The sequence below is a fragment of the Achromobacter mucicolens genome, from assembly GCF_029866465.1.
Classification (GTDB): domain Bacteria; phylum Pseudomonadota; class Gammaproteobacteria; order Burkholderiales; family Burkholderiaceae_B; genus Achromobacter; species Achromobacter mucicolens.
In genome coordinates, this window is the sequence record NZ_CP123364.1 from 941,407 (window position 1) to 967,430 (window position 26,024).

The 26,024-nt window shown below is 68.0% G+C and carries 20 protein-coding genes; 5 read left to right on the top strand and 15 right to left on the bottom strand.

From position 1 onward, the window contains the following. Positions 1 to 6 precede the first annotated feature (6 nt). Complete coding sequence (gene uvrA / locus QEP15_RS04225) at positions 7 to 5,802, bottom strand: excinuclease ABC subunit UvrA (protein WP_152383531.1); 5,796 nt, start codon at positions 5,800 to 5,802, stop codon at positions 7 to 9. Positions 5,803 to 6,029: 227 nt separating this feature from the next. Here uvrA and QEP15_RS04230 point away from each other — a divergent pair, with 227 nt between their 5' ends. The 4 genes from QEP15_RS04230 (at position 6,030) to QEP15_RS04245 (ending at position 8,670) form a co-directional block, all read left to right on the top strand. Next, positions 6,030 to 6,815, top strand: a complete 786-nt coding sequence (locus QEP15_RS04230) for an IclR family transcriptional regulator (RefSeq protein WP_280148494.1) — start codon at positions 6,030 to 6,032, stop codon at positions 6,813 to 6,815. 22 nt (positions 6,816 to 6,837) lie between these two features. Next, positions 6,838 to 7,488, top strand: a complete 651-nt coding sequence (locus QEP15_RS04235) for a bifunctional 4-hydroxy-2-oxoglutarate aldolase/2-dehydro-3-deoxy-phosphogluconate aldolase (RefSeq protein WP_152383533.1) — start codon at positions 6,838 to 6,840, stop codon at positions 7,486 to 7,488. Next, the gene (locus tag QEP15_RS04240; RefSeq protein ID WP_280148495.1) at positions 7,481 to 8,413 is read left to right on the top strand and encodes a sugar kinase; all 933 of its coding nucleotides are present in this window, start codon (positions 7,481 to 7,483) and stop codon (positions 8,411 to 8,413) included. The genes QEP15_RS04235 and QEP15_RS04240 overlap by 8 nt, the downstream gene beginning before the upstream one ends. 128 nt (positions 8,414 to 8,541) lie before the next feature. Further along, positions 8,542 to 8,670, top strand: coding sequence for a hypothetical protein (locus tag QEP15_RS04245; protein ID WP_006226408.1), 129 nt, complete (start codon positions 8,542 to 8,544; stop codon positions 8,668 to 8,670). Between the two features lie 97 nt (positions 8,671 to 8,767). Here the strand turns inward: QEP15_RS04245 and QEP15_RS04250 are convergent, their stop codons facing one another. Then, positions 8,768 to 9,733 (bottom strand): LysR family transcriptional regulator, encoded by a 966-nt coding sequence (locus tag QEP15_RS04250; RefSeq protein ID WP_152383535.1) that lies wholly within the window; start codon positions 9,731 to 9,733, stop codon positions 8,768 to 8,770. A gap of 223 nt (positions 9,734 to 9,956) precedes the next feature. Here QEP15_RS04250 and QEP15_RS04255 point away from each other — a divergent pair, with 223 nt between their 5' ends. Beyond that, positions 9,957 to 10,892 carry a glycosyltransferase family 2 protein gene (locus QEP15_RS04255; protein ID WP_056321085.1) on the top strand — a complete coding sequence of 312 codons (936 nt, stop codon included), beginning with the start codon at positions 9,957 to 9,959 and terminating at the stop codon, positions 10,890 to 10,892. On the opposite strand, the gene QEP15_RS04260 is transcribed toward QEP15_RS04255, so the two are convergent. The 13 genes from QEP15_RS04260 to QEP15_RS04320 form a co-directional block, all read right to left on the bottom strand. Continuing rightward, the gene (locus tag QEP15_RS04260) at positions 10,857 to 11,606 is read right to left on the bottom strand and encodes an ABC transporter ATP-binding protein (protein WP_062840326.1); all 750 of its coding nucleotides are present in this window, start codon (positions 11,604 to 11,606) and stop codon (positions 10,857 to 10,859) included. The two genes, QEP15_RS04255 and QEP15_RS04260, sit on opposite strands and share 36 nt — an antisense overlap. After that, the gene (locus QEP15_RS04265; protein WP_175156636.1) at positions 11,603 to 13,399 is read right to left on the bottom strand and encodes a branched-chain amino acid ABC transporter ATP-binding protein/permease; all 1,797 of its coding nucleotides are present in this window, start codon (positions 13,397 to 13,399) and stop codon (positions 11,603 to 11,605) included. Before QEP15_RS04265 ends, QEP15_RS04260 begins: the two co-directional genes overlap by 4 nt. Beyond that, positions 13,396 to 14,436, bottom strand: a complete 1,041-nt coding sequence (locus tag QEP15_RS04270; protein ID WP_056321092.1) for a branched-chain amino acid ABC transporter permease — start codon at positions 14,434 to 14,436, stop codon at positions 13,396 to 13,398. Before QEP15_RS04270 ends, QEP15_RS04265 begins: the two co-directional genes overlap by 4 nt. A 164-nt stretch (positions 14,437 to 14,600) precedes the next feature. Then, complete coding sequence (locus tag QEP15_RS04275) at positions 14,601 to 15,752, bottom strand: ABC transporter substrate-binding protein (RefSeq protein WP_108005030.1); 1,152 nt, start codon at positions 15,750 to 15,752, stop codon at positions 14,601 to 14,603. Positions 15,753 to 15,914: 162 nt separating this feature from the next. Beyond that, a complete protein-coding gene (locus QEP15_RS04280) occupies positions 15,915 to 16,643 on the bottom strand; it encodes an SDR family NAD(P)-dependent oxidoreductase (RefSeq protein ID WP_217618759.1) in 729 nt (242 codons plus the stop codon). 38 nt (positions 16,644 to 16,681) lie between these two features. Then, positions 16,682 to 17,467: a cyclase family protein gene (locus QEP15_RS04285; protein ID WP_152383539.1), complete on the bottom strand. Its 786-nt coding sequence runs from the start codon at positions 17,465 to 17,467 to the stop codon at positions 16,682 to 16,684. 106 nt (positions 17,468 to 17,573) lie between these two features. After that, entirely contained in the window at positions 17,574 to 18,821 is a 1,248-nt protein-coding gene (locus QEP15_RS04290; RefSeq protein WP_152383540.1) for an SDR family NAD(P)-dependent oxidoreductase, read from the bottom strand. Continuing rightward, entirely contained in the window at positions 18,818 to 19,987 is a 1,170-nt protein-coding gene (locus QEP15_RS04295; protein WP_280148496.1) for a thiolase family protein, read from the bottom strand. Before QEP15_RS04295 ends, QEP15_RS04290 begins: the two co-directional genes overlap by 4 nt. Beyond that, positions 19,984 to 21,624 (bottom strand): AMP-binding protein, encoded by a 1,641-nt coding sequence (locus QEP15_RS04300; protein WP_280148497.1) that lies wholly within the window; start codon positions 21,622 to 21,624, stop codon positions 19,984 to 19,986. Before QEP15_RS04300 ends, QEP15_RS04295 begins: the two co-directional genes overlap by 4 nt. Positions 21,625 to 21,633: 9 nt before the next feature. Beyond that, complete coding sequence (locus QEP15_RS04305) at positions 21,634 to 22,125, bottom strand: aromatic-ring-hydroxylating dioxygenase subunit beta (RefSeq protein ID WP_056321109.1); 492 nt, start codon at positions 22,123 to 22,125, stop codon at positions 21,634 to 21,636. Further along, entirely contained in the window at positions 22,122 to 23,441 is a 1,320-nt protein-coding gene (locus QEP15_RS04310; protein WP_280148498.1) for an aromatic ring-hydroxylating dioxygenase subunit alpha, read from the bottom strand. The genes QEP15_RS04305 and QEP15_RS04310 overlap by 4 nt, the downstream gene beginning before the upstream one ends. A gap of 20 nt (positions 23,442 to 23,461) precedes the next feature. Beyond that, the gene (locus tag QEP15_RS04315; protein WP_280148499.1) at positions 23,462 to 24,439 is read right to left on the bottom strand and encodes a PDR/VanB family oxidoreductase; all 978 of its coding nucleotides are present in this window, start codon (positions 24,437 to 24,439) and stop codon (positions 23,462 to 23,464) included. A gap of 27 nt (positions 24,440 to 24,466) precedes the next feature. Beyond that, positions 24,467 to 26,011 (bottom strand): indolepyruvate oxidoreductase subunit beta family protein, encoded by a 1,545-nt coding sequence (locus QEP15_RS04320; RefSeq protein ID WP_280148500.1) that lies wholly within the window; start codon positions 26,009 to 26,011, stop codon positions 24,467 to 24,469. Positions 26,012 to 26,024: the final 13 nt, after the last annotated feature.

A 26,024-nucleotide genomic window follows, 5' to 3' on the forward strand; every position in this document is an offset into this window, starting at 1 on the left:
GATGGCTTACGGCTGTTGTTGCGCAAGGAACTCCGTCAGGACGCGGCCCGTATGGGAATGGTCGGCCAGCGTCATCACGTGCTCGGGCGAGCCTTCGCCCACCAGCTGGCCGCCGCCCGTGCCGCCCTCGGGACCCAGGTCCAGCAGCCAGTCGGCCTCGGCGATCACGTCCAGGTTGTGTTCGATCACCACCACCGTGTTGCCCGCCTCGACCAGGCGGTGCAGCACGTGGATCAGCTTTTCGACGTCCGCCATCGACAGGCCGACCGTCGGCTCGTCCAGCACGTACAGCGTGTGCGGGATGCGCGAGGCGCGGCCGGTCTTGATCAGCCCATCGGTCAGGCGGGCCTTGGACAGCTCGGTCACCAGCTTGATGCGCTGCGCCTCGCCGCCCGATAGCGTCGGCGACGGCTGGCCCAGCGTCAGGTAGCCCAGCCCCACGTCCTGCATCAGCTGCAACGGACGATGGATTTTGGGATGCGCCGCGAAGTAGCCGATGGCGTCGTCCACTTCCATGGACAGCAGATCGCCGGCGTTCTTGCCGCGCATCTGCACGCTGAGCGTGTCGTTGTTGAAGCGCGCGCCGTTGCAGGCGTCACACGGTACCTTCACGTCGGGCAGGAAGTTCATTTCGATGGTGCGCATGCCCTGGCCTTCGCAGATCGGGCAGCGGCCATCGCCGGTATTGAACGAGAAGCGCGCCGCCGTCCAGCCGCGCATGCGGGCCTCGCGGGTGTCGGCGAACTGCTTGCGCACGTCGTCCCAGAAGCCCACGTAGGTGGCCGGGCACGAACGCGGCGTCTTGCCGATGGGCGTCTGGTCCACTTCCAGCACGCGGTCGATGGCTTCCCAGCCCTTGATGCTTTCGCAGCCCGCCCAGCCGGGGGCCTTGCCCTGCGAGACGGCCTGGGTCAGGTTGTCCAGCAGGACCTCGCGCGCCAGCGTGGACTTGCCCGAGCCGGACACGCCGGTCACCACGCTCAGGCGGCCCACCGGAATGCGCGCGTCCACGCTGCGCAGGTTGTGCAGGCGCGCGCCGCGGATCTCGATCATGGGCGTGTCGGCCTCGACCGGACGGCGGCCCTGCAGCGGATGCGCCAACGGCGTCTTCAGGTAGCGGCCGGTCACGGATTCGGGCGCGTCGATCACGTCCTGCACGGTGCCTTGCGCCACCACGCGGCCGCCGCGGATGCCCGCGCCCGGCCCGATGTCGATGACGTGCGAGGCGCGGCGGATGGTGTCGTCATCGTGCTCGACCACCACCAGCGTGTTGCCGTTGCCTTCCAGGCGCGCCAGCGCGTCCAGCAGGATGCGGTTGTCGCGCGGATGCAGGCCGATGGTGGGTTCGTCCAGCACGTAGCAGACGCCCTGCAGGTTGGAGCCCAGCTGCGCGGCCAGCCGGATGCGCTGCGCCTCGCCGCCGGACAGCGTGGGCGCGGCGCGGTCCAGCGCCAGGTAGTTCAGGCCGACTTCCTGCATGAAGTTCAGGCGGCCCCGGATCTCGGCCAGGATGTCGCGGGCGATCTCGCCTTCGCGGCCACGCGCCACCAGGCCGGTGAAAAAGGTATGCGCGTCCGACACCGGCAGCGACGCCAGTTCGGCAATCGACTTGTCGCGCCAGCGCACGGCGCGCGCCACGCGGTTCAGCCGCTGGCCGTCGCACTGTGTGCAGGTCTTGGCCTCGCCTTCGTACCACGCGTTCCAGGCGGTTTCCTCGCCGGTCTGTTCTTCGTCAAAGCCCTGCAATTGCAGGCCCGTTCCGTAGCAGCCCGTGCACCAGCCGTGCTTGGAGTTGTACGAGAAAAGGCGCGGATCGGGTTCGGGGAAGCTGGTGCCGCAGGACGGGCACGCGCGCTTGACCGAGAAGTGCTGCTGCTGCAGTTCGCTGTTCAGCGCCTCGTGCAGCTTGTTGACCGGCCACACCACCGACATCACGCCCTGGCCGTTTTCCAGCGCGCTCTTGACGGCCGCGCGCAGCTCGGCCTCGTTGGCCGGGTCCACGACCACGTCCGCCACCGGCAGTTCGATCGTGTGTTCCTTGTAGCGGTCCAGGCGCGGCCACGGGGCCACGGGAATGAACTCGCCGTCCACGCGCAGGTGGGAATGGCCCTTTGAGCCGGCCCACTTGGCAAGATCCGTGTAGTAACCCTTGCGCGCGGTGACCAGCGGCGCCAGGAGGCCGATGTGCACGCCCTTGTGCTCGCGCAAGAGGCGCGCCACGATCTGGTCGGTGTTCTGCGGCTCGACCGCCACGTTGCAGTCCGGGCAGTACTGCGTGCCCAGCTTCACGTACAGAAGGCGCAGGAAGTGGTGGATTTCCGTCATCGTGGCCACGGTGGACTTGCGGCCGCCGCGGCTGGTGCGCTGTTCGATCGCCACGGTGGGCGGGATGCCGAAGATGGCGTCCACGTCCGGCTTGCCGGCCGGCTGCACGATGGCGCGCGCGTAGGCGTTCAGGGATTCCAGATAGCGCCGCTGGCCTTCGTTGAACAGGATGTCGAATGCCAGCGTGGACTTGCCCGATCCGGACACGCCCGTGATGACCGTGAACTTGTCGTGCGGGATCTCGACGCTGATGTTCTTCAGGTTGTGTTCGCGCGCGTTGCGGATCTCGATGGCCATGCTGCCCTGGCGGCGTTCGCGCACCAAGGATTGCAGCGGCGTGCCCACGCCCGCGCCGTATTCGGCTTGCGGCTCGGCGATGCGCGCGGTCAGGCCCGCCTGCTCGGCTATCTGCGCGTCGGCGTCGCTGCTGACCACCACGTCGGCCGCGCCGCCGGCGACGGCGTCGGCCGGCAGGATGCTGACCTCGTAGTCGCGCAGGGCGGCGCCCGTGTGCGACTTGGGGTTGTCCATCAGGTCCTGCGGCGTGCCGGTGCCCATGACCAGGCCGCCGGCGTCGCCGCCTTCCGGTCCCAGGTCGATCAGCCAGTCGGCCGCGCGGATCACGTCCAGGTTGTGTTCGATGACGAGCAGCGTGTGGCCCGCGGCCAGCAGCTTGCGGAACGCGCGCATCAGGCGCGCCACGTCGTCAAAGTGCAGGCCGGTGGTGGGCTCGTCGAACAGGAACAGGCTGCCCTTCTTGGCGACCTTCGCGGTGGAGATGCCGCTGCGCGCCGCCTCGGCCAGGTGGCCGGCCAGCTTCAGGCGCTGCGCCTCGCCGCCCGACAGGGTCGGCACGGGCTGGCCCAGCCGCACGTATTCCAGGCCCACGTCCGCCAACGGCGCAAGGCCCGTCTGCACGTCGCGCAGGCCCTTGAAGAAGTCCAGCGCCTCGCTGACGGTCATTTCCAGCACTTCGTCGATGGACGCGCTCTTGCCGAGGTGTTCGACCCGCACTTCCAGGACTTCGGGGCGGAAGCGCTTGCCGTCGCAATCCGGGCAGCGCAGGTAGACGTCGGACAGGAACTGCATTTCGACGTGTTCGAACCCGGTGCCGCCGCAGGTCGGGCAGCGGCCGTCGCCGCCGTTGAAGCTGAACGTGCCGGCCGTGTAGGCGCGCTCGCGCGCCAGCGGGGCCTGGGCAAACAGCTTGCGGATGGCGTCGAACGCGCCGACGTAGCTGGCCGGATTGGAGCGCGCGGTCTTGCCGATGGGCGTCTGGTCCACCATCACGACGTCGGCAATCTGCTCGGCGCCCAGCAGGCGGTCGAACGCGCCCGGCGCTTCCGACGGCTTGCCCTTCTGCTTGAGCAGGGCGGGGTAGAGCACATCCTGCACCAGCGTGGACTTGCCCGAGCCGGACACACCGGTCACGCAGACCAGGCGACCGAGCGGCAGTTCGACCGACACATTCTTCAGGTTGTGCGCATTGACGCCTTCGAGCAGCAGGCGCGGTGTGTTGGCCGCCACCGGCATCGGACGCGGCGCTTCCACGCGCAGGCGGCCGCCCAGGTAGTCGCCCGTCAGCGAGGGCGCGGCGCGCAGTTGCGCGGGCGTGCCGTCGAAGACGATGCGCCCGCCGCGTTCGCCGGGGCCGGGGCCGATGTCGATGATGCGGTCCGCGGCCACCATGACCTGCGGATCGTGCTCCACGACGACCAGCGTGTTGCCGGCGTTGCGCAGGCGGTGCATGACTTCCACCACGCGGTGCATGTCGCGCGGGTGCAGGCCGATGGAGGGCTCGTCCAGCACGAACAGCGTGTTCACCAGCGAGGTGCCCAGCGCCGTGGTCAGGTTGATCCGCTGGACCTCGCCGCCGGACAGCGTGCGGCTCTGACGGTCCAGCGTCAGATAGCCCAGCCCCACGTCGCACAGGAACTTCAGGCGCGCGCGCACCTCGGTCATGAGCAGGTCGGTGGCCGCGTCCAGCGCGCCCGAGAACGACAGCGTGTCGAAGAATTTACGAACGCGTTCGATCGGCAGCAGCATCACGTCGTGCAGGCACAGCCCGTCCAGGCCGTTGAGCTGTTCGCGGCTCCAGGTGGTGCCGACGGGCATGAAGCGCTTGTAGCGGCCGTCTTCCGGCGGCAGCACGGCGTCGGCTTCCTCCTTGTTGCCCAGGCGCCAGAGCAGGGCGTCGGGCTTCAGGCGCGCGCCGTTGCAGGTGGGGCAGGGCGTGTAGCTGCGGTACTTGGACAGCAGCACGCGCACGTGCATCTTGTAGGCCTTGGTCTCCAGCCAGTCGAAGAAGCGCTGCACGCCGTACCACTGGTGCTTCCAGGCGTCGTTGCCGCCCTTCCAGTCGGGCGTGCCGTACAGGACCCAGCGCTTGTGCTCGTCGCTCATGTCCTTCCAGGGCACGCCCAGCGGCACGCCCGCGCGCGGCGCGTACTTTTGCAGGTCGTCCTGGCATTCCTTGTAGGACGGCGTGGTCCAAGGCTTGATGGCGCCTTCGAGCAGGGTTTTTTTCTCGTCGGGGATGACCAGGCCGAAGTCGATGCCGATGACGCGGCCAAAGCCGCGGCAGGCCTCGCAGGCGCCCAGCGGCGAGTTGAACGAGAAGCTGCTGGGCAGCGGGTCGGTGTATTCGATGTCGCAGTCGGCGCAGTGCAGCCGGTCGCTGTACTTCCAGATATGCGCGTTGCCGCCGTCGGCATCCATGACGTAGACAGCGATGTGGCCGGCGCCCATGCGCAGCGCCGTGTCCAGCGCTTCCATGATGCGTTCGCGCTCGGTGCCCGCGAAGCGGAAGCGATCCTGGATGACGTGCAGGATGCGGCGTTCCTCGGTGACGGCCTTGGCGGTCTTCGTGGTCTTGGCCTTCTTGGCGCCCTTGGCGGGGGCGGCGGCGCGCGGCATGGCGGTTTCCTCGGCGTGCACGCGGGTGTAACCCTGCTGCTCAAGGAAGCCGCGCACTTCGTCTTCGGTGAAGTTGGCCGGCACGGCGATCGGGAAGGTCACGACCAGACGCGGGTCGCCCGCTTGCGCGGCGCGCTCGGCCAGCGAGTGATAGACGGATTCGGGCGTGTCGCGCCGCACCAGCTTGCCGCAACCGCGGCAGTAGAGCTTGGCGCCGCGCGCGAACAAGAGCTTCAGGTGATCGTTCAGTTCGGTCATCGTGCCGACCGTGCTGCGCGAGCTGCGCACCGGATTGGTCTGGTCGATGGCGATGGCCGGCAGGATGCCCTCGATGCGGTCCACCTGCGGCTTGTCCATGCGGTCCAGGAACTGGCGCGCATAGGGCGAGAAGGTTTCCACGTAACGCCGCTGCCCCTCGGCGTACAGGGTGTCGAAAGCCAGCGAACTTTTGCCGGACCCCGACACTCCGGTGACGACGACCAGTTCGCCGGTGGCGATGGTCAGATCCAGGTTCTTGAGATTGTTCTGGCGGGCGCCAACGATGCGGATATGGGAGCTCATGGACGGTATCGTAGCCTGACGAGGGGAGCATGCCGGCGCGGCGACCCATCGCTGGTTCCGGGCGCGTCGATATGGAATAATTGACTATATTGTGAGGCGACAGTCCATAATATGGACAAACGCCGCCTCAGTAGCTGTACAAATAAACAGTATCGCAGATTCGTCTGAAAATCGCGCTGGTCGCGTTGCGCATCTGCCTGGGCTATCGCCTTTATTTGGGGACGTGTGTGCAGGAATCCAAGGTGGCCGGCGCGGCGGCGTTCGGAAAATTCATGGCGGTGCTGCAAGCGGTGGCCGATGCGCCGCAGCCGCCCACGGCCCCCGTGCTGGCCCGCACCTGCGGCTATCCCCGCCCCACCGTCTACCGCATCCTGGCGGCGCTTGCCGAGCAGGGGATGGTCGCGGAAAGCGGGGGCGCCTATCGCCTGGGCACGCGCCTGATGTCGCTGGCCAGCAAGGCCTGGTCCCAGTTCGACCTGCGCGCCGCGCTGGCGCCGGAACTCCAGGCGCTACGCGACCAGACCGGCGAAACGGTCCATCTGGCGGTTCCCGCCGGCCACGAAATGATCTACATCGACAAGCTGGAAAGTCCTGGCCCCGTGCGCATGGTGTCGCGCGTGGGCGCGTCGGTGGCGCTGCATTCCAGCGCCGTCGGCAAGGCCTACCTGGCCGCGCTGGATGAGGCCTCGCGGGAACGCCTGCTGCAGGATCTGCCCCTGCCTTCCCGGCTGCCCGCCACGCTGACCAGCCTGCCCGCGTTGCGCGAGGCGCTGGGCGCGACGGCCGAGCAGGGCTACGCTATCGACAACGAGGAAAACGAACCCGGCATCGTCTGCTACGGCGTCGCGCTGTGCGACGGGGCGGGTCGGCCGGTCGCGGGCGTCAGCGTCAGCACGCTGCTGTTCCGACGGGCCGCCGACCCGCAGTCCGCCTATATCGACCCCTTGCTGCGGCTGCGCGACGCCGCCGCGGCCAAACTCGCCGTCCTGCCGGTATCGTCCGGCGGCATCTGACCGTTCGCTCCAGAGGAAATCCATGACCGCAACCGCTGCTCCCATCGCCTCCAAGCTCGCCGCCCTGCTGGCTGCCCGCGTCGTGCCCGTGCTGCGCTACACCGACGCGGCCGCCGCCGCCTATGCCGCGGAAGTCGCGGTCTCGGCCGGCTGCACCACGCTGGAACTGACCTGGACGATCCCCAACGTCACCGACCTGGTGCGCGCCCTGCGCGACAAGCACGGGGCCAGCCTGCTGCTGGGCGTGGGGACGGTGCTGGACGAATCCCAGGCGCGCGAGGCGCTGGTGGCGGGCGCGGACTTCCTGGTCTCGCCCGCCCTGGCGCACGAGATCGTGGACATGGCCCACGCCGCCGACGCGCTGTGCATGCTGGGCGCCTTCACCCCGACCGAAGTCCTGGCGGCGCGACGCGCGGGCGTGGACGTGGTGAAGGTGTTTCCGGCCGACACGGGCGGCCCCAAGCACCTGGCCGCGCTCAAGTCGGTGTTTCCGGACACGATCTTCTGCCCCACGGGCGGCATCACGCAGGAAAACATGGGCACGTACTTCGCCGCGGGCGCGGGGCTCGTGGGCATCGGCAGCAATCTCTACGACAAGGCCGCCTTCGTGTCGCGCGACACCGCCGCGCTGGTGGCGCAGATCACCCAGACACGCGAGGCCGCCCATGGCTGATTTCGATATCGTGGCGCTGGGCGAGCCGCTGGTCGAACTGAACCAGACGCACAAGGGCCAGCGGCAATACCTGCAGGGGTTCGGGGGCGACACCTCCAACGCGGTCATCGCAGCGGCCCGGCAGGGTGCGCGCTGCGCGTATCTGACCCGGGTCGGCAATGACGCCTTCGGCAAGCAGTTCCTGGACCTGTGGCAGGCCGAGGGCGTGGACACCACCGGCGTCGAGGTCGACGACGATGCCCACACCGGCCTGTATTTCGTGCAGCACGGGCCGGACGGCCACGCCTTCAGCTATCTGCGGCGCGGTTCGGCCGCCAGCCTGATGACGCCGGCCAGCCTGGATGCCGGCCTGATCGAGCGCGCCCGGTTCCTGCACGTCTCGGGCATCAGCATGGCCATCAGCATCACGGCCTGCGACACGGCGTTTGCCGCCATCGCGCGGGCGCATGCCGCCGGCGTGCAGGTCAGCCTGGATTCCAACCTGCGGCTGCGCCTGTGGCCCGTGGACCGGGCCCGCGCCATTTTGCGCGAGGCGATGCGCGCCGCAGACGTGTTTCTGCCCAGCATGGACGACATGCAGCATCTCACCGGCAACGACGACCCGGAGCGCACGCTGGACTGGATCCGCGATGGCGGTGCGCCGGGCGTGGTGGTGCTCAAGCTGGGCAAGGACGGCTCCATCATCGACGACGGCCACACCCGCACCCCGATGCCGGCGCTGCGCGTGCAGGCCGTCGACGCGACGGGCGCGGGGGATTGCTTTGCCGGCAGCCTGCTGGCGCGCCGTTGCCAGGGCGACGCCTGGGAAGACGCCGTGCGCTACGCCAATGCGGCGGCGGCGCTGTCCACGCTGGGCTATGGCGCGGTCGATCCGCTGCCGCGGGCCGAGCAGGTCTGGGAACGGCTGAAAGCCGCCTCAACCTAGCCAAAAACCGGCCGGTTGGCGTCCTTTCCGGATTTCAGGCTAAAATGCCAAGTTATCCGAATTTTTTCCGCCAGCCCGATTTCCGGTTGTGCGGGCCAATTTCCGCGAATTCAACAGGAGAAATCAACATGGCTGAACGCAAACGCGTGCGTCGTAACACCCTGGAACGCCGTTGCCTGGGCAAGGCTTTCAAGCGCTTGTTCGTCAAGTCGCCCAAGGGTGTGTTCAAGATGCTGGAAAAGATCAAGCGCGTCTAAATGACGCGTCTGGCTCGGCGGTCGTCAAAACCTGCCGGGCCCGATCAAAGAACCGCAGGGCGCGAGCCTTGCGGTTTTTTTTCGTCTGCGCGGCGCGTCAGCCCTGAGGGGGGCCGAGCTTGGGGCGGATGAAATCCATGAATGCGCGGGTCTTGGCCGGCTGAATGCTGGACGGGTACACCACGTAGATCGAGATCGGATCCACCGACCAGCCGGGCAGCACCCGCCGCAGGGAATTGCGCTGGATGATGGGCTCCAGGGCATGGCAGTGCGGCATCCGCGTGATGGCCAGGTCCAGGCCGGCCAGCGTGCCGGCGATGCTCATGTTGTTGGCGGCCAGGTGACCCGTGACCGCGACGCGCTGCGAGATCGCGCCGTTGTTCAACGTCCAGTACGAGTGCTCCTCGTCGATCGTCGTGCGCAGGCATTGATGCTGCGACAGGTCGGCCGGCGTCTGCGGCGTGCCATGACGTTCTATATAGCGGTCGGACGCATACAGGTGCGTTTCCAGCGAAACCAGCTCCTGCACCACGGCGCCTTCGATGGCGCGATGCGGCGTGCCGTTGCCATTGCCGTTCCCGGCGGAGGCGCCCGGGTAGTCGGCCTCGCGGCCAAACCGCAGCACCACGTCGAATGGCGTGCCCTGCGCGTCCGATGCCGTCATCATGCTCAGGTCGAACTCGCACTCCACGTCGGGATAGCGATCGGTGAAATCGCTGATGGTCTCGGGCAGCAGCCACATGGCCAGGCTATAGGGCATGGACACGCGCAGATTGCCCGACGGGCCGCCCGACAGCGAGAGCAGCTGCTCGTGCGCCAGGCGGGCTTCGTCGATGAGGCCTTGGCAACGGCGCATGTAGGCCGCGCCCGCATCCGTCAGATCGAGCCGGCGCGTGTTGCGGTTGATGAGCCGCAGGCCGATGGCGCGCTCCAGTTCGTTGATCCGGCGCGAAAGCGTGGAGGTGGGCATGTCCAGCGCGCGCGCCGCCTGGCTGAAGCTCTTGCGCTTGGCCACCTCGACGAACAAGGCGATGTCATTGAGCTGGACGGGCGAGGCTTCCATAGGCGTTCCGAATTGGGCCGCCCGAGTTTACGCCAGTCCGCTGCGCGCCCCAACGGCCGCGGCCGGGCGCGGTCTCAAAAAAACCCGCACGGTTTGTCAGATTTGATTGCAAATTCCAAAGACGTGCCATCGGTTGGCGCAGGCATATCCCCTACACTTCAGGCGAAATCATAAGAACCAAGACCGCAGCGGTTTCTGGAAGATCGCAAGGGGCACAGCAGGCATGACCGATACACCGATTTTTTTCACTGTTCTGACGCCGACCTACAACCGGGCAGGGACCCTGCACCGCGTCTACGAATCGCTCTGCCGGCAGACCTTCCGGGATTTCGAATGGGTCGTCGTGGACGATGGCTCCACCGACAACACGCACGAGTCCATCCTGCACTGGCAGTCGCTGGCGGATTTTCCGATCCGCTATGTCTGGCAGAACAACCAGCACAAGAAGACCGCCTTCAACCGTGGCGTGCGCGAGGCGCGCGGCCAGATGATCGTTGGCCTGGACAGCGACGACGAAATGCCCCCCGACGCGCTGGCCATCTTCCATGAAGCCTGGAACGCCATTCCGCCCGCGCGCCGCGACTCGTACTTCGCCATAACCGGCCTGTGCGCGCGGCCCGACGGCAGCATCGTGGGCGACCGCTATCCGCAGGATGTCTTCGACAGCACGGCGGTGGACGTGTATTTCCGCTATCGCATCAAGGGCGAGAAGTTCGGCTGTATGCGCACCGACATCCTGCGCAAATATCCGTTTCCCGAGGACGTGGCGGGCTTCGTGCCCGAAAGCCTGGTGTGGTGGGCCGTCGCCCGCGCCGGCTATCTAAGCCGCTTCATCAACCGCGTCGTGCGCACGTATCACGACACGCCCGGCGGGCTGAGCCAGGGGGCGGTATCGGTGGCGAACAACGCCCAGGGCCTGTATCTGCTGGCCTGGGACATGCTGCAGCATCACCTGGAATTCTTCCGCTACCGTCCGCGCGAATTCATGATGGCCGCGGCGCGCTACACGCGCTTCAGGCTGCACCTGAAACATTCAGGCGTGCCCACGGCCGTCCAGGCTTACCGCCTGACCCATCCGGTCGCGACGTTCCTCGTGGCCGTCATGTACCCGCTGGGCTACGCGCTATACCGCCGCGACCGGCGGCGCGGCGTGGCCTAATCCCAGATAGACCTCCACCACGCGCGGATCCTGCGCCACGTCGGCCGCGGGGCCTTCCAGCGTGACGGCGCCGGTTTCCAGCACGTAGGCGTAATCGGCCACCTGCAGCGCGGCGCGCGCGTTCTGTTCGATCAGCAGGATGGACACGCCCATCTCGCGCAGCCGCGCCACGATGCGAAAGACCTCGCGCACGATGCGCGGCGCAAGCCCCAGGCTGGGTTCGTCCAGCATCAACAGGCGGGGCTTGGCCATCAGCGCGCGTCCCACCGCCAGCATCTGGCGCTCGCCGCCGGACAGCGTGCCGGCCAGTTGGACCCGCCGTTCGCGCAGCCGGGGAAACAGGTCATAGACCTCGGCCAGCGTCTGGTCCTGGTCGCGCAGGCCGCGGCGGTAGCGGTCGAAAGCGCCCAGCATCAGGTTGTCCTCGACCGTCATCTCGGCAAAGAGCTCGCGCTTTTCCGGCACCAGGTTCATGCCGGCGGCGACCATTTCCTCGATCTCGGCGTGCGCTTGCGTCTTGCCGCCAAAGACGATGCCGCCCTGCGACGGCAGCACGCCCATGATGGCCGACAGCAGCGTGGTCTTGCCCGCGCCGTTGGGACCGATGACGGTGACGATCTGGCCTTCGCCCACTTCCAGGCTGACGCCCGAGACCGCTTCCACCTTGTCGTAGGCCACGCGCAGGTCGCGCACTTGCAGCAGTTTCGCGCTCATTCTTCCACTCCGCCCAGATAGGCTTCAAGCACTGCGGGATTCTGCTGGATCTCGGCCGGCAGGCCTTCGGCGATCTTCTCGCCGAAGTCCATGACCACCACGCGATCCACCAGGCCCATCACGAAATCCATGTCATGTTCGACGAGCAGGATGGCCATGCCTTCGGCGCGCAGGCGTTTCAGCAATTCGGCCAGCTCGCATTTTTCCTGGTAGCGCAGGCCCGCCGCGGGTTCGTCCAGCAGCAGGATGCACGGGTCCGAGGCCAGGGCGCGCGCGATTTCCAGGATGCGCTGCTGACCCAACGCCAGCGAGCCGGCCTCGTCGTGCAGATGCTTGCCCAGTCCCACGCGCTCGACCTGGCGCGCGGCTTCGGCCAGCAGACGGGCTTCTTCCGGACGGTCCAGCCGCCAGGCAGCCGGCAACACGCCGCGATGCCCGCGCAGGTGCGCGCCGATGGCCACGTTTTCCAGCACGCTCATGCGGCCCAGCAGCCGCACGTGCTGGAAGGTGCGCGACAGTCCCAGGCGCGCGATCTTGCGCGCGCCCACGCCGGCGACCGGCTGGCCCAGCAGCGTGACCTGTCCCGAGGTCGGCGTGTCCACGCCGGATATCTGGTTGAACATCGTGCTCTTGCCGGCGCCGTTCGGGCCGATCAGCGCCAGCACTTCGCCCGCGCGGATCTCCAGGTTCATGGCGTTGTTGGCGACCAGGCCGCCGAACTTGCGCGTCACGTCCACGGCTTTGAGCACCACCTCGCCGCGCGGCGGCATGGTGCGGCGGGGCAGCGGATCGGCGGTCATGTCGACCGTGCGCGGCTTGCGCTTGACCGGCACCCAGCGCGTCAGCACGGGCCACAGGCCGCTGCGGGCGCGGTGCAGCAGCAGCACCATGCCGAAGCCGAAGACGATCACTTCGAAGTTGCCGGTCTGGCCCAGCACATTGGGCAAGAGGTCCTGCAGCCATTGCTTGAGCACCGTGAAGACGCCCGCGCCCACCAGTGCGCCCCACACCTGCCCGGCGCCGCCGATGACGGTCATGAACAGGTATTCGATGCCCATCTGCAGGCCGAAGGGATTGGGGTTCACGAAGCGCTGCATGTGCGCGTACAGCCAGCCCGACGCGCAGGCCTGCAAGGCCGCGATGACGAAGATCACCATGCGCGAGCGCGCCGTGTCCACGCCCATCGATTCGGCCATCACGCGTCCGCCCTTGAGCGCGCGGATCGCGCGGCCTTCGCGCGAGTCCAGGAGGTTCTGCGTGGACCAGATGGCGACCAGCAGGAAGGCCCAGATCAGGTAGTAGATGTTGCCGCCCTGGTTGAGCGTCCAGCCGAACAGGCTGATGGCCGGAATGTCGGGAATGCCGGTGTGACCGCCCAGACCTTCGACGGAGCCGAACACGAAATACAGCGACAGGCCCCAGGCGATGGTGCCCAGCGGCAGGAAGTGGCCGGACAGTTTCAGCGTGATGGCGCCCAGCAGGTACGCAAGCGCCAGCGTCAGGGCCAGGCCGGCCAGCAGCGTGAGCCAGGGCGATGCGCCCAGCCAGCCCAGCCACGCGGGCAGCGTGTCCGCGCGGGTGGTCAGGAGCGCTGTCGTGTAGGCGCCCACGCCCACGAAGGCGGCCTGCCCGAAGCTGGTCAGGCCGCCCACGCCGGTCAGCAGCACCAGGCCCAGCGCCACCAGCGCATACAGGCCGATGTAGTTCAGCAGCGTCACGTAGAAAGGCGGCAGCACCAGGGGGCCGAGCGCCAGCAGAGCCAGGAAGGCGAGGAGGATGTGGCGCGGGGTCATTCGTCTTCTTCCTCGACGTGATGGCTGTTGAGTGAACGCCAGAGCAGCACGGGGATGATCAGCGTGAACACGATGATCTCCTTGTAGGCGCTGGCCCAGAACGACGAGAACGCTTCGATCAGGCCCACCAGCACGGCGCCCGCCGCGGCGAGCGGGTAGCTCACCAGCCCGCCGATGATGGCGCCGACGAAGCCCTTCAGGCTGACCATGAAGCCTGAATCGAAATACATGGTCGTGATCGGCGCGATGAGAATGCCGGACACGGTGCCGATCAGCGCCGCCAGAAAGAACGTGGCCTTGCCCGCGAACACGGGCGAGATGCCCATCAGGCGCGCGCCGATCCGGTTGAACGCCGCGGCGCGCAGCGCCTTGCCGTACATCGAGCGTTCAAAGAACTGGTACAGCACGACGATCAGCACCACCGACACCGCCACGACCCACAGCGCCTGGCTGTTCACGTTGACCGGGCCCAGCGTCAGGCTGGCGTCGCTGAAGGGCGCCGTGCGCGCGCCTTCCGCGCCGAAGGCCAGCAGCCCCAGGCCGACGAGCGCCAGGTGGACCGCGATGGATACGATCAGCAGCACCAGCGTCGAGGCCGACGCGATCGGCTGATAGAACAGGCGATAGAGCTGCGGTCCCATCGGCACCAGCAGCAGCAAGGTCAGAAGCGCCTGCACGGCCATCGGCAACTGCGCCAGCGGCAGGCGGTACAGCAGCAGCGCAAGCGCCAGCGGATAGATCACCTTGGCCGCCATGCGCCAATGGGCGCCGCGCCGGGCGGGCCGTTTGCGGCGCGCCATCAGGTCGGCGGCGGTCTCGGCCAGCGCGAACGCGAGCAGCAGCCACACCAGCAGGATGGGCTTGCCGGCCTGCATGGCGGCCATGGTGAGCGCGCCAAAGGCGACGAACTCGCCCTGCGGGATGAACAGGACGCGGGTGACGGTGAAGACGAGCAGGATGGACAACGCCAGGAGCGCGTAGATGGCGCCATTGGTGATGCCGTCCTGCCCGAGTATCAAGGCAATCTGAGCATTCATGCGAAATTCCGAAAAGCTGATTTCCCCCCCGAAGCGCTGCGCGCTTTCCCCCAGGGGCATGCCTGCGGACCGGCGGAGCCGGATCCGCGGCATCCCGATGGGACGCACAGAGACTGCTTCCTGGCGATGCCCCGCAGTGCATGTGAGCGTGGGGGGAAATCCTTTTACTTGACCAGGGTCCAGTTGCCGTCTTTGACGGTGATGAGCTCGCGGCCGCGTTCGTCAAAGCCGCTGTGGTCGGCGGCGCTCATGTTGTAGACGCCTTGCGTGCCGACCAGCTCCTTGGTCTGCTCCAGCGCATCGCGCAGCGCGCTGCGGAACTCCTTGGTGCCCGGCTTGCCAGCCTTCTCGGCGATCGGCACGGCCTTTTCCAGCAGCAGGCCGGCGTCGTAGACGTTGGCGCCGAAGGTGGCGGGCTTGGAACCGTTGAGCTTTTCGTAGGCGGCGATGTAGTCGGCCGCGACCTTCTTGGACGGATTGCTGTCCGGCATTTCCGGCAGCACCAGCATCAGGCTGGCGGCTAGCACGGTGCCTTCGACCTTCTTGCCGCCCAGCTTCAGGAAGTCGGGCAGCGCGGCGCCGTGGGTCTGGTAGAACTTGCCCTTGTAGCCCTGGTCGAACAGCGTCGTCTGCGGCAGGACGCTGGCGGCGCCCGGCGCGGCCACCAGCACGGCGTCCGGCTTGGCGGCCAGGATTTTCAGCGCCTGGCCCGTGACCGAGCTGTCAAAGCGCAGGTAGCGTTCGTTGGCTGTGATCTTGATGCCCTTTTCCGCGGCCAGTCCCGAGAAAACCTTGTACCAGTTCTCGCCGTACGGGTCGTTCAGGCCGATGAAGCCGACAGTCTTGATGCCGGTCTTGGCCATGTGGTCCACCAGCGCGCGCGCGATGATGTCGTCGTTCTGCGTGGTCTTGAACACCCACTTCTTCTGATCGTTCATCGGCAGCACCACCGCGGCGGTGCCCACCGGCGCCAGCATCGGCACGCCGGCCTCGGCGGCGAATTGGATCACGCCCATGGCGTTGGGCGAACCCGACGGGCCGATCAGCGCGTCCACGTTCTGCTCCGTGATCAGTTTCTTGAAGGCCGTGACCGAGTTGGTCGAGTCGCTGGCGTCATCCAGCGAGATGTATTCCACGGTCAGGTCGCCGATCTTCTTGGGCAGCAGCGGCACCGTGTTCTTTTGCGGAATCCCGACCAGCGCGGTGGGGCCGGTGGACGAGGTGACCACGCCGACCTTGACTTGGGCCAGGGCGGGCAGGGCGAACAAGGCGGCGACGGCAGCGACGGCGGCCAGGGGGAGTTTCTTCGACAGCATGGCAAAACCTCCGGGGTAGGGAGCAGAGTGGGAGTGCGGCTGGAAAGCGGAGAAAACGGGAACTGCGGGAATACTTGTTGCTTAAAGTTTCTTACCTTCAAGGATCAGCACTGTAGACCCGGGTCCCGGTGCTTACCTATCCGTCAAAACCCGAAGCGACGGTCAGATGGTGATCGAGCTGACGCTCGCACCGCCGCAGACGAACAGCGTCTGGCCGGTCACGAAGCTGTTGGCGGGATCGGCAAAGAACATGACGGCGCGCGCCACGTCGTCCGAACGGCCCAGCCGCTTGACCGGGATGCCCTCGGCAAGCTGCCGTTCGCGCTCGCTGCCGGCTTCGATCACCTCGTAGAACATGTCGGTCTGGATGGGGCCGGGCGCCACCACGTTGACCGTGATGCCGAAAGGCGCCAGTTCCAGCGACCAGGTGCGCGCCATGCCGATCATGCCGGCCTTGGTGGCCGAGTAGGCGGTGCGCGTGGGCAGGCCCAGCGCGCCGCGCGAGGACATCATCACGATGCGGCCGAACTTGCGTTCCTGCATGCCGGGCAGGGCCGCCTGGACCAGGCTGACCGCCGCGCCCAGGTGGATCTGCGTCAACCCATGCAGTTCTTCCTGCGTGACCTGCGGCAACAGGTTCGGCCAGATCACGCCGGCGTTGTGGATAACGTGGCTGACCGGAAACTTCGCGGCGACCTCGGCGCCCGCCTGCGCGGTGGCGGCGGCATCCAGCAGGTCCACCTGCACGTTGTGCAGCCGCGGATGCGAGAAATCCGCCGCGCGGCGCGCCATCGAGATCACCTCGTAGCCCGCGTCGAGCATGCTGCGGCAGATTTCCGCGCCGATGCCGGCGCTGCCGCCGGTCACGATGGCCACATGGGTTTGCGTCATGGTTTCCCCCTTTGATTATTGGTGTGGGCGGGACGGCGTCAGGCCGTGGGCGCCAGCGCCAGCACGCGCAGCGGGCTGCCCGAGCCGCTGCGGATCTTGAGCGGCGCCGAGAAGATCACCGCGCCGGTGGCCGGCAGCTGGTCCAGGTTGGTCAGGCACTGCAAGCCGTAGCGGTTGTTGCCGTGCATGTAGTAGTGGCAGGGATAGGGCGGATCCAGATGCTGGGCTTGCCCGGCGTCCGTGCCCACCGATTCGGTGCCGAACCCGTGCACGTCGCGTTCCTTGATGAGCCACGGCACGACCTCGGCGTCGGGGCCGGGCGAATGCGCGCCGTCGGCCTGCATGTTCAGGTAGTCGGCGGGCTTGGCGCGCTTGGACCAGTCGGTGCGCATCAGCACCCAGGACCGCGCGGGGATACGGCCGTGCTGTTCTTCCCATTTCTTGACGAAGTCGATCGTCAAGAGGAAGTCCGGGTTGCCGGCCGCCTCGGCGGAACAGTCGATCACGCAGGCGCTGGCGATGAAGGCGTCGATGGGAATCGTGTCCACCGTGTTGTCCGGCTGGTCCTTGCCCGTGACCCAGTGCGCGGGCGCATCGAAGTGCGTGCCGGTGTGTTCCGAGCACGAGAAGTTGTTCCAGTACCAGGCCGGACCGCGCTCGTCGTAGCGCGAGATTTCCTCGATCCGGAACGGCCAGGCCTGCCCGAATTCCGGCGGCAGCACGATGGTGGGAAACTCCGGCGTCAGCGTTTCGGTCAGGTCCACCAGGCGGATGCGCCCGGAGACCAGCTCGGTCATGAACTGGGCAAGGATAGGTTGACTCACGATGCGCTCTCCTGTTGGTTCCTGCGGGTGTCGGACACCCATTGCTTCGTAGGTGTCTGACACCCGTTGCTGCTGCGTAGGTGTCTGACACCGCGTTATCCAGCGGTCAGCCGCCCGCGCCCAGCTCCCGTTCCAGTCCCTTCGGGTTCTCAGCCAGCCGCGCCCGGAATTCCTGCGCCACGTCGCCCACGTACACGTCTTCGATGCCATCCTTCAGCGCGCGCACGATGGCGGCGGCGATGGCCGCTGGCGCAACACGCGGGGGCGGGGTGCGTTGTTCCCATTCGTGGTCGACCGGGCCGGGAAACACGTTCACCACCCGCACGCCCGCGCCGCGCATTTCTGCGCGCAGGCATTGCGCCAGCGACAGCGCGGCGGCCTTGGATGCCGACCACATGCCGCGCGCCGGCAGGTTCATGTGCGCGTAGATCGACAGCACGTTGACCCACGCGGCGGCGCTGTTTACGCCGTCGGCGGCGCGGCCACACAGCGCCGGGCCGAAGCTCTGCGCCAGCCGCATCAGCCCCAGCACATTGACGTCCATGGCATCGCGCGCGGTGTTCACGTCCTTGCGGCTCAGCAGCCCGCCCTCGCGCTCCAGGTCGGCCGTGTTGACCAGGATCTCGACCTTGCCGCCGATGGACGCGGCCACGCGCTCCACGGAATCGGTGTCGGTCACGTCTAGCGTCACGGCCTGCACGCGCGGATCGGCCGCCATGGTGTCGAACGCGGCGTCGCGCCGCCACGCCTGCGGGTCGCCCAGGAAGACCAGCGGGCTGCCCGCATCGAGCAGCGCGCGCGCCACGGCCTGGCCCACGGCCGACTTGCCGTCGGTGACCAGCGCGCGGCGGAATTTCGGATCGCACGAGGTCTCGCGCAGTGTCTTGTCGTCTTCCATGTTCGGCGTATTCCTTTCGGGCAAGGCGATCATCACGGCCTGGCCGCTGCGGTCCAGTTTCAGGGCCAGGCGCACGCGCGCGCCGTCGGCGCAGTCCTGGTGGACGTGCGCCACGACGGAGGGACCGGCGTCCATCCGCACCGTGCCCACGCGCCACGGCAGGCGTTCGCGGAAGTACAGGTCGTTGCTGTGATGGAGCGTCGTGCTGACGAGCAGCACGCCGTTCGGGTCGGCGGGCCGCCAGGGCAGGTGCTCGGACAAGCAATGGCCGCAGACTTCGCGCGGCGGGTACTGCACCGTGCCGCAGTCGGCGCAGGTCTGCAGATCGAACCGTCCCTCGGCGGCGGCGGCCGTCAGGCCCAGCGCGGCGCGGCTGCGCGAGCCGGGCGGCAGCGTGGGCTGCCGGGTCCGGGCGACGGGGTTCTTGCGCGGCGGCTTGGCCAGCGGCTCGGTCATGCGTCGCTCCTTGCCAGGATGGCCGCGGCCGTGCACAGCCCGCGGTCGTAATTGATCATGCCAAAGCCGCTGACCAGCCCCATGCGCGCCTCGCGCACCTGCGTGCCGCCGGCCGTGCCCGTCAACTGGCGCAGCGCCTCGACCATGCCCAGGTAGCCGCCGGCCGCGCCGGCCTGGCCCACTGACAACTGGCCGCCGTTGGTGTTGAACGGAAAGCTGCCGTCCACGGTGAACGTGTTGTCGCGCACGAACTGCGGCGCGGCGCCTTTCTCGCAGAACCCCAGGTCTTCCATCTGCATCAGGTTGATGACGGGATAGTCGTCATAGGCCTGCAGGAAGTCCATGTCCGCGGGGGCGGCATTGGCCTGCCCGTACAGGTCGTCGACGTCCATCGTCCAGCCTCCCCGGGTCTGGATGGGATCGTCGATCCACGCGTTGTGGCGCTCGATGGTGGACAGGATGCGCGCATAAGGCAGGTTCAGCGCGCGCGCCCGTTCCTCGCGCATGACGAGGAACGCGTCGGCGCCCGCGCACGGCATGACGCAGTCGAACAGGTGGATCGGCTCGGTGATGACGCGCGCGTCCAGGTACTGGGCGAGCGTCAGCGGCTTTTTCATCAGCGCGTGCGGATAGCGCAGGGCGTTGTCGCGTTGCGCCACGCAGAGCTTGCCGAAGTCCTCGCGCGTGGCGCCGGTCTGGCGCATGTAGTTGGCGGTCAGCAGCGCAAAGCTCGCATTCGGGCCGCCGGCGCCATACGGATAGACGGCGTCCTGCGCAAAGCGCGAGAACTGGCTGACCGTGTTGCGAAACGAGTCCACGTGGTTGGTGTCGCCGGCCAGGCAGGCCACGATGTTGGTATCGCCCGCCTGCACGGCGCGCGCGGCGCGGCGCAGCGCGGCCACGCCGCTCGCCCCGCCCATCGGAATGTGATCGAGCCAGCGCGGCGTCATGCCCAGGTGCTGGACCAGGCCGACCGCCGTGTCGGGCGCCAGCGTGAAGCTGGACACGCACAGGCCGTCGACGTCGGTCTTGGCCAGCCCGAATTGCCGGATCAGCGCGCCCAGCGCGCGTCCCAGCCACCAGTGCGCGGCGTGCGTGGAATAGCGTTCATAGGGAATGGTGACGGGCAGGGCCGCCACGACGCCGTCGTAGCCCAGGCGACTCATGGGCGAGTCCCCTCGGCCGGGCGCTTCTTCATGTGGCACGTGTCCACGCACCGCGCCGTGCCCGGCAGGGTGGGCGCCAGCGCCTTCATTTCGCCGCGCTGGATCTTGTTGGTGGTGGTGAGCGGCAGGCTGTCCACGAACGCGACATACCCGGGCGCCTTGTAGTACGCCAACTGCGACAGCGACCATTGCACGATGCTGCGCGCGGCTTCGGCCATGGCGTCCGCGCCGGCGGGCAGCGTTTCCGGCACGACGCACGCCAGCACCTCGTCGCCGCGCACGGCGTCCGGCACGGCGGCCACCGCCACGGCCTTCACCAGCGGATGCTGCATCAGCACGCTTTCCACTTCCACGGCCGAGATGTTCTCGCCGCTGCGGCGGATGACGTTCTTCTTGCGGTCGACAAAGCGCAGGGCGCCGTCGGCCTCGCGGCGCACGATGTCGCCCGTGTGGAACCAGCCGCCTTCCCAGGCTTCGTTGGTGGCGGCCTCGTCTTTCAGGTAGCCGGCAAAAAAGCCATAGCGCGGATCCTCTCCAGCATGGCGCACCAGCAGTTCGCCCGGTTCGCCGATGGCGGCCGGTTCGCCCGCGTCGGTCACGATGCGCACCTCGACGTCAGCTTCCTCGCTGCCGAAGCTGCTGGTGCCGACGTGGCGCGGTTCCTGGTTGGCGATGATGACGGCGCCCGCGCCGGTCTCGGTCATGGCCCAGGCCTCCAGCAGCGGAAAGCCGAAGCGCGCCTCGAAGGGCGCATGCAGCTTGCGGTCCACGCCCGCGCCGAAGCCGAAGCGGATGGCCGGCTGCAGATCCTGCGGGGAAGGCTCGGCCTTCATCAGGATGGCGGGCATGACGCCCAGGTAGTGCAGCACGGTGGCGCGCGACTCGCGCACGCTGTCCCACCACGAGCGCGGGTGAAAGCGGTCCAGCGGGATCAGGCAGCCGCCCGTCAGCACCATCGCCATCGCGGAGTAGGCCATGGCGTTCATGTGCACCAGCGGCAGCGGCGTCAGCATGCGTTCCTGGCCGGGCCGCAGCGCGGCCAGGCCGCCGATGCGGGCGTACCAGCCGCCCGCATGCAGGAAATAGCGGTTGGGCAGGATGCAGCCCTTGGGCCGGCCGGTGGTGCCGGACGTGTAGAGCAGCGCGCACTCGGTCAGTTCCGAAGGCGGCGTGCCTTGCAGGGGCGCGGCGAAGGGCGCGGTGGGCGGCGCGTCGTCCGGACCCATCACGCGCAGTTCCCGGCCCGCCCGGTCCGCTGCCGCCTGCAGGTCCGCGTGGCGTCCCGGCAGCGCGACCGCCAGCGCGATCTCGGAATGGCCGGCCAGATACTCCAGTTCGGCGGCGCGCAGGTCCGGATTGATCGGCACGACGGACACGCCCAGCGCATTCAGCGCAAACCAGTGCAGGAAGAACGCGGGCCGGTTTTCCAGCAGCAGGCCGGCGCGGTGGCCGTGGCCATAGCCCGCCTGTTCATAGGCAGCGCGCAGCGTCTCGATGGCGTCGGCCGCCTTGCCGTAGGTCAGTTCGCCGGCCTCGATGCCATAGGCGTGCGCCGTTTCGGGCAGGATGCACAGGAACGGCTGGCCGCCGTGGCGGGATGCGGTGTCGGCAAAGGCCTGGTGGACGGTGGCGGTCACGGTCCGCTCCTACATGAACAGTTGGATGTTGCCGAAGGCCGCGTCGCAGTTGACGAGGTCCACGCGTTTCAGGCGGATGCGCAGCGCGCCGTCCTGTTCCACCAGGTGATGCGTGGCCCAGCCCGCAAAGAGGGTCTGCGTGTCCTGCCGCGTTTCGACGTAATGGAAGGCGGTGCGCACTACGTGCCGCCCTTCGGCAGGCGCCGATTCGGGATGGTCATGCTCGACCGTGGGCGCCTGCAGCAGGTGATGGCAGCGGCTCTTGGGCTGCTGCGAGAACGTGCGCTGGCCCGCCAGCCGCTCGACGCGCACGCGCAGCAGCAGCTTGTCCTCGTACATCAGCGAGGCGTGCAGCTTGGCATCGGTCTGTCCATGCGCCAGCGGCATCCAGTAATAGCCGTCGTCCGTGTACAGGTTCAGCCATTCCTCGAAGCGCAGCTCGTCCAGCATGCGCGCCTCGGCGTAGACAAAATCGATCAACTCGCGGTCGCTTGCGCTCATACCGACTCCGATCCGGTCATGTAGCGGCCCCATGCGCGGTACTGGTTGCGCATCTGCCATTCGTTGGTGCCATTGGTGACGACGTTCTTCTGGTCCGCTTCGCCCGGCGCGTAAAGCCGTCCCACGTTGACCCAGTCGCGTGCGCGCGAGTGCAGGCCGTCCTGGGCGCGTTCGTACATTTCCAGGTCGTCGTGGCCCACCACGGACGTCGGCGCGTTGATGAGCCGGTTGTACATGAGCGTGCGTTCAAGCAGCAGGTCCGGCGCGCCTACCAGGCGGAATGTCCAGGACTCCACCAGCGTGCGGTCGGCGGCGATCGGCTTGAAGATCCGCAGCGTCTGGATCGGCCCCTTGACCATGATGTTGGGGAAGTACACCGTGTTGTGGCGCACGTCGCCCAGGATCGCCTTGGCGCGGTCTTCGCCGTAGGCCTGCACCATCGAGTCCCAATAGCCCGGGACGCCCGAATACGAGGCGTGGATGGAGTCGGAAACCCCGGTGTGCCCGTGCCCGTTTTCCCAGACGCGGATGCCCATGTTCTCGAAGAACTCGTAGGGCGAGATGAACGGCGCGAACAGCTCGACCGCCATCGGCTTGGGCGTGCCTTCGGGCGCCTGTTCCCAGACCTTCACCGCCGTGCCCGCCGAGGATTCGTGCGCGACCATCGGATGGCAGGTGTCGGTCTGGTTGTCGACCAGCATCTTCCAGTTGCAGCGGTGCATGTAGCGCAGCACGCCGCCGGCGACCTCAAGGCGGCCTTCGGGCGAGCGGTCGACCATGTTGTCCAGCGTCGAAAGCGAATCGCCGAAGAATTCCTCGAACGACTGGCCCTCGGGGTTCAGGCGGCAGAAGACGAAGCCGCGATGGTTGCGCACGTCTTTCACGGCCGCCATGCCCTGGCTGGCTTCGCAGTTTTCCAGGCCGGTTTTCTCGTAGCCTTTTTTCAGCGGGATCGACAGCAGGCTGCCGTCCGTCTTGAACGTCCAGGCGTGATAAGGGCAGCGAAAGAACTTGCCCGTGTTGCCGCAGGCGTCGCCCGCGACCATGGTGCCCTTGTGCGGGCAGCGGTTGTGCAGCACGCGCACGCTTTTGTCGCTGTGGCGGACCATCACCACGGGCTGGTTGCCGACGGTGGTGGTGATGTAGTCGCCCGGGTTGGGCACCTGGCTGTCATGGCCGACATAGACCCAGGTGTTGGCGTACAGGCGTTCCATCTCCAGGTCGAACAGTTCCTGGTCGATGAAAAGGTCCTTGTGCACCTCGGTGTCGCGGAGCAGCGCGCGGATGGCGTCGGGATTGTCGCGGTATTTGCCCATGGTCGCTTCCTTGTCGGGGACTACAGGTCCAGCACCAGGCGCGCGGACTTGGCGCGCGAGATGCAGATCTGGATGATCTTGCCGCTCGCCTTCTCGGTGTCGGAAAGGTAGTAATCGCGGTGGTCGGGTTCGCCTTCCAGCACGGTGGCCTGGCACACGCCGCATTCGCCGCGCTTGCAGTCGACCATCGGGTCGCAGCCTTCTTCTTCCATCACCTCGACGATGGTCTTGTCGGCGGGAATCGTCAGCACGCGGCCGGACTGGCGCAGTTCGACCTCGAAGGCCTGGTCGCCGGCCTGCGGCGCGGCCGTCGCGAAAAGCTCGAAATGGATATGGGCGTCGGGCCAGTGGCGTGCGTGCGCGCCCTGGATGACGGCGTCGATCAGCCCCTTGGGACCACAGACGTACAGGTGCTGGCGCGGGGTGGCCGACGCCAGCAGCGCCTGCAGGTCGAACCGGCTCGCGGGATCGTCGTCGGCGTGCAGCGTCAGGTCGCCGCCCGCCAGCGCCTGCAGCTCGGGCAGGAAGGCAAGCTGGTCCTTGCTGCGGCCGCAGTAATGCAGATGGAACGCGCGGCCGGCGGACTTGAGCGCGGCGGCCATGGACGCAATCGGCGTGATGCCGATGCCGCCCGCAATCAGAATGACCGGCTCGTCGCCGGCAGGCGATTCGTGCAGCGGAAAGTCGTTCTTCGGGCCTTCCACGGTCAGCACGTCGCCCTCCGACAGCGCGTGCATGTGGCGCGATCCGCCCTGGCTGGTTTCTTCCAGCCGCACGCCCAGGCGGTACTCGGCGGGTTCGGCAAAGCGTCCCGCCTCGGGCGCCATCTGCACCAGCGAATAGCAGCGCGGGTCGCGCAGGCTGGGGATCGTCACCTTCAGGTGCGCGCCGGGGCCGAAGGCGGGCAGCGCGCCGCCGTCTTCGCGCGCCAGCCGGAACGAGCGGATCAGCGGCGATTCCTGCCGGACTTCCCGGACGATCAGTTTGAGTGTCTGCACGATGTCTGTCTCTGTCTGATGGCGGCCTCAGGCGGCCAGTTTTTCCGCAATCTGGCGTTCCATGGGCTCGCACTTCACGTTGGCAAGCGCCGTGTCGCGCAGCGCGCGCAGCGCGTCGGCGGCATCGGGACGGCCGGCCAGCTGGTCCGCCGCCGCGATGAGCTGCCGGTACTTGCCGCCGCCGCGCACATGGGTATCGCTGTAGCCCTTGACCAGGCGGCGGCAGTTGACGGTCTCGACCGCCAGCGCGTAGTCGCGCGGCGCCAGCCGGGCCACCAGCGCCAGCCACGTTTCCAGCGATTCGGCCTCGATCTGGTGGCGCAGCGTGCCGCGCCGGAAGCGCCGCATGCCGGCCAGCGTGTACAGCATCAGGAAGCCGCCCAGCGTGCCGCTGCGCAGGCGGCGGCCCTTGCCGAGCCTGCGCTCCACGAAGCCGCCGAAGGCCTTGGAGCCCTCCAGCCAGCGGCCCAGCCGCGCCGGCAGCGTGCCGCAGATCTCTTCCAGCCGGGGGTGCATGAATTCGGTCGTGTCCACGAGCTGGCCGGGGCGCGCGCCGACTTCCGAACGCACGCGGTCAAAGCGCGTGCCGCGCGTCTTCAGGTCCGCCACGCGGATCACGTCGTCGTACGCCATGGCCGTGGCCACGTAGCGCGCGGCGGCACAGGTCAGCGCCCATTGGCTGGCGTCGCCGCCGTGCTGCGCGTCCAGGTCGCGGATCGCCTTCATCCGGCGCAGGTAGTCTTCGGCGTAGGCCAGGTCCTGGAATTCGATCTGTCGGCGCACGCCCGCGGTCAGCATGGGCTGCGCACAGGCCGGAAAGTCGCGCCGGATGGCGTCCAGCAAGGCCTGCGCGCGCGGGCTGGCGGCGCGCTCGGGCACGGGCGGAACGGGACGCGCGAGGTCGATGGCGGCGGGCGCGTCCGGCGCCTTGTCGGCCGACTCGAAGCCCAGCGCAAACGCCCGCAGGCTCGCGTCCACGCCCAGGCCCGCGCGCCGCACGGTGGCCTCGAAGTCGTCGCGGGTAAAGGGCAGGGCGCCGCTGCCGGCCACCGCGCCAAAGAGGCTGGCGCTGATGACGCTGCCGGCGCGGTCGGCCAGATCCTGCAGGTCGAAGCACAGGAAGCGGCGCGCGGCGGCGCGTCCCGCTTCCAGCACCTTGTTCGGGTCCGCGATCCCGTTGCCGGGCGCGGACTTTTCGCTGACTGCAAAGCTGCGGTGCGACGACGCGATCAGGACCGTGCGTTCGGGCGTCACGAGACCGCGCTGGATGGCGCGGCCGCCTTCCATCAGTTCGGCGGCCACCACCAGGTCCACGTCGCCCGGCGTGGGCATCAGCGCCAGGGCCGGCTGGCGGCCGGCGCGCTGCACGTCGGCCTCGGGCAGCAGCTCCAGGTAGTAGATCGTGGCGCCGGTGCGCTGCGCCACGCCCGGCACCGAGGTGGTCTGCGCCCACCAGCCCGCGTGCTCGGCCATGTCGACGATCCAGTCGGCCAGCACGCCGCCGCCCTGGCCGCCCATGGCCAGGATGGCGATCTTGATGGGGTTGCCTTGTTGCATCGCCGCCGCGTTCATGGTGCTGGGTTCC